4 protein-coding genes and 10 tRNA genes are annotated in these 4919 nt (G+C 47.6%); all 14 read left to right on the top strand.

The window, feature by feature from the left end; all coding sequences use genetic code 11:
- A partial coding sequence (rsbW, locus tag B4F99_RS01555; RefSeq protein WP_290754910.1) for an anti-sigma B factor RsbW occupies window positions 1-418 on the top strand: 418 nt, incomplete at its 5' end.
- Window positions 384-1181 carry an RNA polymerase sigma factor SigB gene (sigB, locus tag B4F99_RS01550; RefSeq protein WP_023469620.1) on the top strand — a complete coding sequence of 266 codons (798 nt, stop codon included), beginning with the start codon at window positions 384-386 and terminating at the stop codon, window positions 1179-1181. The genes rsbW and sigB, both read left to right, overlap by 35 nt.
- A 63-nt stretch (window positions 1182-1244) precedes the next feature.
- Window positions 1245-3365 (top strand): Tex family protein, encoded by a 2121-nt coding sequence (locus tag B4F99_RS01545; protein WP_290754908.1) that lies wholly within the window; start codon window positions 1245-1247, stop codon window positions 3363-3365.
- Window positions 3362-3802 (top strand): SprT family protein, encoded by a 441-nt coding sequence (locus B4F99_RS01540; protein WP_290754906.1) that lies wholly within the window; start codon window positions 3362-3364, stop codon window positions 3800-3802. Before B4F99_RS01545 ends, B4F99_RS01540 begins: the two co-directional genes overlap by 4 nt.
- 149 nt (window positions 3803-3951) lie before the next feature.
- Window positions 3952-4026 (top strand) — tRNA-Asn (locus B4F99_RS01535).
- 7 nt (window positions 4027-4033) lie between these two features.
- Window positions 4034-4125 (top strand) — tRNA-Ser (locus B4F99_RS01530).
- A gap of 49 nt (window positions 4126-4174) precedes the next feature.
- Window positions 4175-4249, top strand: a tRNA-Glu gene (locus B4F99_RS01525).
- A gap of 3 nt (window positions 4250-4252) precedes the next feature.
- A tRNA-Val gene (locus B4F99_RS01520) sits at window positions 4253-4328 on the top strand.
- Window positions 4329-4364: 36 nt separating this feature from the next.
- Window positions 4365-4440 (top strand) — tRNA-Asp (locus B4F99_RS01515).
- Between the two features lie 4 nt (window positions 4441-4444).
- Window positions 4445-4516, top strand: a tRNA-Gln gene (locus B4F99_RS01510).
- Between the two features lie 7 nt (window positions 4517-4523).
- Window positions 4524-4599, top strand: a tRNA-Lys gene (locus B4F99_RS01505).
- A gap of 17 nt (window positions 4600-4616) precedes the next feature.
- Window positions 4617-4703: transfer RNA gene (locus tag B4F99_RS01500), tRNA-Leu, on the top strand.
- Window positions 4704-4707: 4 nt separating this feature from the next.
- Window positions 4708-4784, top strand: a tRNA-Arg gene (locus B4F99_RS01495).
- An 18-nt stretch (window positions 4785-4802) separates the two neighbouring features.
- Window positions 4803-4879, top strand: a tRNA-Ile gene (locus B4F99_RS01490).
- Window positions 4880-4919 lie beyond the last annotated feature (40 nt).

The following is a 4919-nucleotide window of genomic DNA, read 5'->3' as shown; positions in this document are numbered from 1 at the left end:
CACGGTTTCAGGCGTCGCGAACCGAATGGGGTATACGTACGATGACATCGAAGATATCAAAATCGCTGTCTCAGAAGCATGTGCGAACGCTGTTCAACATGCGTACGAAGGAAAAGAAGATGGTAGTATCGCCTTGACATGCAACGTCTATCCAGATGATCGTCTTGAGATCATCGTTAAAGATAACGGCATTACGTTTGATAAAGATGAGGTCAAGCGCCAAAGTGAGCCGATTACGGACGCACACGATCTCGATTCCTTGCATGAAGGAGGACTCGGTATCTTGATGATCGAAGCATTGATGGATCAAGTAACGATCGAGAAAGCGAACGGCGTCACTGTCCATATGACAAAATATATGAATAGAGATGAGGTGGGTCAAAGTGCCAGCAAAGTCTCAACAACGCCATCACAGTGATGATGAAGTACTTCGACTGATTGATTTGTATCAGCAGGACGACCAAGATGAGGAAGTGCATGCGGCATTACTCGAGCGTTATTCAGACTTGGTAGAAGCTTTGGCCCGAAAGTTCTCGCGTGGTCGACCGATTCATGACGATCTCGTTCAGGTCGGTATGATTGGGTTGCTCGCGGCGCTTCGTCGATTCGATAAGGAATTTGGTCGCAGTTTTGAATCGTTTGCTGTACCGACGATCATCGGTGAAATCAAACGTTTCATCCGCGATAAGACATGGAGCGTCCATGTTCCACGTCGCATTAAGGAACTCGGTCCGAAAATTAAGAAGGCAGTCGAGGAATTGACGACGGAGTTGCAACGTTCTCCGCGTATCGATGAAATTGCTGCTCGCCTTGAAGTATCAGAAGAAGAAGTCCTTGAAACACTCGAGATGGGTAAGAGTTATCAAGCTCTCTCCGTCGATAGCTCGATTGAGGCAGATCAGGAAGGTAGTACCGTTACCTTACTCGACCTCGTTGGTAATCAAGAGAATGGCTATGACTCTGTCGATCAGCGTCTGATTCTTGAAAAGGCATTTGCTGTCTTAACGGACCGCGAGCGTTCGATCCTCGAATGTGCCTATTATCGCAATATGAGTCAAAAAGAAACGGGAGAACTACTCGGCATTTCACAAATGCATGTGTCCCGTCTCCAACGACGTGCTTTGCAGAAGTTACGTGAAGCGATTAAAGTTGAACCAAATGAAGTATTCTCAAAAGACTGACCTCGTGTCAGTCTTTTTTCTTTTCCATGCATTCTTCGGTATAATGAATGAGAGGTGAAGCAGATGGAAAAGAGAATCGCAAGTGAATTGAATGTACGTCCTGCTCAAGTGAAGGCAGTCTTACAATTGACGGAAGAAGGCGGTACGATTCCGTTCATCGCCCGCTACCGAAAAGAACAGACAGGTGAACTCGATGAGGTCGCGATTAAAGCGATCCTCGATCGACATAAACAATTAACACAACTTGAAAGTAGACGAAGTGACGTCCTTGAAAAAATCGAGGAACAAGGTGTACTAACGCCGGAACTCCGTCGAACGCTCAATGAAGCGACGACCTTACAACAAGTCGAAGATATTTACTTACCGTTTCGACCAAAACGTCGGACGAAGGCGGAAATTGCACGGGAAGCAGGGCTTGCGCCACTTGCTGACTGGTTACGCGACAAGTCTGCCTATGATGAAGCGACATTTCAGCGTTTGAGCGGTACACTCGATTCGGAAGAAGCACTTGCCGGAGCTCAATCAATCATCGCTGAGGAGTGGGGCGAACAAGCGACGGTGCGTGAGTTCATACGCAAGCAAATACGTCGTTCAGCAGAAATCGTCACGAAACAGAAAAAGGACGCAGTTGATGAAAAAGGTGTCTTTGCACAGTACTATGCTTACAACGAACGGATTCAACAGATTGTTCCGCACCGGATTCTTGCGATCAACCGTGCTGAGTCGTTGAAAATCGTCTCGGTGAAGGTCGTATTAGAGGAACAGCAGGTTTTACCAACGTTACTTCGTTCATATGCACAACTGGCGCCAAAGAAACGTGACATCGTCGAAGCGGCAATCACAACGGGGTATAAAAAATCCGTTTTTCCTGCTATCGAACGAGAAATTCGGAACGAACTGACTGAGAAAGCAGAACTTCAGGCGATTGACGTCTTCGGTAAGAACCTCCGTCAACTCTACATGCAGCCACCGATGAAAGGGAAAGTCATGCTTGGTCTTGATCCGGCTTATCGGACGGGGTGTAAGTGGGCGGTCATTGATCCGACGGGTGAGATGAAGGAAGTCGGTGTCATCTACGTGACGATGTCAGAGCAAAAAGCGAAAGAAGCGCGCCAAACCCTTTCAAAGCTCGTCGACACGTATGGTATTGAATTGATTGCGATTGGCAATGGGACGGCTTCGCGGGAAACAGAAGCATTCGTTGCGGATTGGATGAAGGGGCAGAAAGATATTGCCTTTACGATCGTCGACGAGGCAGGGGCAAGTATTTATTCCGCTTCAGAGATTGCCCGAACGGAGTTTCCGGAGCTTCAAGTCGAACAACGATCCGCAATTTCGATCGCACGTCGCTTGCAGGATCCACTGGCAGAACTCGTCAAAGTCGATCCGCAATCTGTTGGTGTTGGTCAATATCAACATGATGTCTCGCAAACGAAATTGAAGGAGACGCTTGATTTTGTCGTCGAAACGGTCGTCAACCAGGTCGGAGTTGATGTCAATACAGCGTCAGAACCGCTTTTGAGTTACGTCGCAGGAATCACGAAAGCGACGGCGAAAAAAATCGTCGAACGTCGCTCGGAACTTGGAACGTTCAAGACGCGTCAGGAATTATTGAAAGTCCCTCGTCTTGGGGCAAAAGCTTATGAACAGGCAGCTGGATTCCTCCGGATCTTAGATGGAACGCATCCGCTCGACCGGACGCCAATTCATCCGGAGCAGTACAAAACAGTCGAAAGGTTATTCAAGACACTAGGTTTAACGCTCGATCAAGTCGGAACGGATGCACTCCGGGAACAATTGTCCACATTGGCATTACCGGAGATGGCACAGACGCTCGAGATCGGAGAGCCAACGTTACGTGACATCATCGAGGCGTTACAACGTCCGGGACGTGACCCGCGAGAAGCACTCGATAAACCGTTACTTCGTCAAGATGTTCTATCGATGGATATGATTCAAGTCGGGATGGAATTCCAAGGGACGATCCGTAATGTTCTTGATTTTGGTGCGTTCGTTGATATCGGGGTGAAAGAGAATGGATTGATCCATATTTCGAAGCTCAGTCGTAAGCGTGTCAAACATCCACTTGATGTTGTCGCTGTCGGGGATATCGTGACGGTATGGGTGACGAATGTTGAACCGGAGCGAGGACGCATTGGTTTGACGCTGGTTCCGCCGAAATGACGAATGAACAATTACAACGATACGTCGAGCAACTTTCGCTCGACGTATTTTCCTTATCGTTTCGACATGAAGCTTATTTTAACCCACGCCTAAAGACGACAGGTGGTCGCTACTTCTTAGGCGATCATCACTTAGACTTCAATAAACGATACATCGATGACATGAAAGTCTTCCGCGGAATTGTGATTCATGAACTGTGTCACTATCATTTACATCTAGCAGGAATGGGACACCGCCATCAAGATCAAGACTTTAAAGAATGGTTAGAGCGTTACGGTGGGCTCCGATACAGTCCGAGAAGACAAGAAGACGAAAGAAAATCCTATCTTTATGAATGTGAGAAATGCAGTACATTATATAGAAGGAAAAGACGCATGAATACGGAAAAGTATCGATGTGGTCGTTGTCGCGGAAAGATTTTTTACAAAAGTAGTTGACGTTCATTTCGGAGCATGATAAATTATAGAAGTCGTCAAAACGACAGCAACTAAACAACTTATCGTCGCTAAAAACTTTTTTAAAAAAGCATTGACGGAAAGAAAAAAAGTTGCTACTATATAAAAGTGTTCCGAACAGAACGTAACGTTCCGCAATAGCTCAGTGGTAGAGCAACCGGCTGTTAACCGGTAGGTCGTAGGTTCAAATCCTACTTGCGGAGCCATTCTTTTGGAGATGTACCCAAGTGGCTATAAGGGGCGCCCCTGCTAAGGGTGTAGGCCGGGAAACTGGTGCGAGGGTTCGAATCCCTCCATCTCCGCCAGACCTCTTATGTGAAAATGTTTCTTGAGAATAATTATTAATTACAAAATGGCCCGTTGGTCAAGCGGTTAAGACACCGCCCTTTCACGGCGGTAACACGGGTTCGAATCCCGTACGGGTCACCATATGGAGGATTAGCTCAGCTGGGAGAGCACCTGCCTTACAAGCAGGGGGTCGGCGGTTCGATCCCGTCATCCTCCACCATTTCTTTTTAAAGAGTTGTTTACAACTTCAAGTTGCGGTCCTGTGGTGTAGCGGTTAACATGCCTGCCTGTCACGCAGGAGATCGCGGGTTCGAATCCCGTCAGGACCGCCATTTTTGGGCTGTAGCCAAGTGGTAAGGCACTGGATTTTGATTCCAGCACGCGAAGGTTCGATCCCTTCCAGCCCAGTTTATATGTGTCATTAGCTCAGTTGGTAGAGCATCTGACTTTTAATCAGAGGGTCGCAGGTTCGAATCCTGCATGACACACCATTTTTAATTTCATATTTGCGGTCGTGGCGGAATCGGTAGACGCGCTAGGTTGAGGGCCTAGTGGTGGCAACATCGTGGAGGTTCAAGTCCTCTCGACCGCACCATATCGCACCCTTAGCTCAGCTGGATAGAGTACTTGACTACGAATCAAGGGGTCGGGAGTTCGAATCTCTCAGGGTGCACCATATTTTGTTTGCTTTGACGGGCCTATAGCTCAGCTGGTTAGAGCGCACGCCTGATAAGCGTGAGGTCGGTGGTTCGAGTCCACTTAGGCCCACCATTTTCAAAACAAACAATGACGAACTTTGAAAACTGAACGA

Origin of the sequence: Exiguobacterium sp. UBA3491 (genome assembly GCF_002377745.1) — a bacterium.
Lineage (GTDB): Bacteria > Bacillota > Bacilli > Exiguobacteriales > Exiguobacteriaceae > Exiguobacterium_A.
Note: the sequence above shows the minus strand (reverse complement) of the source record. Positions and strands in the feature narration are given on the sequence as shown.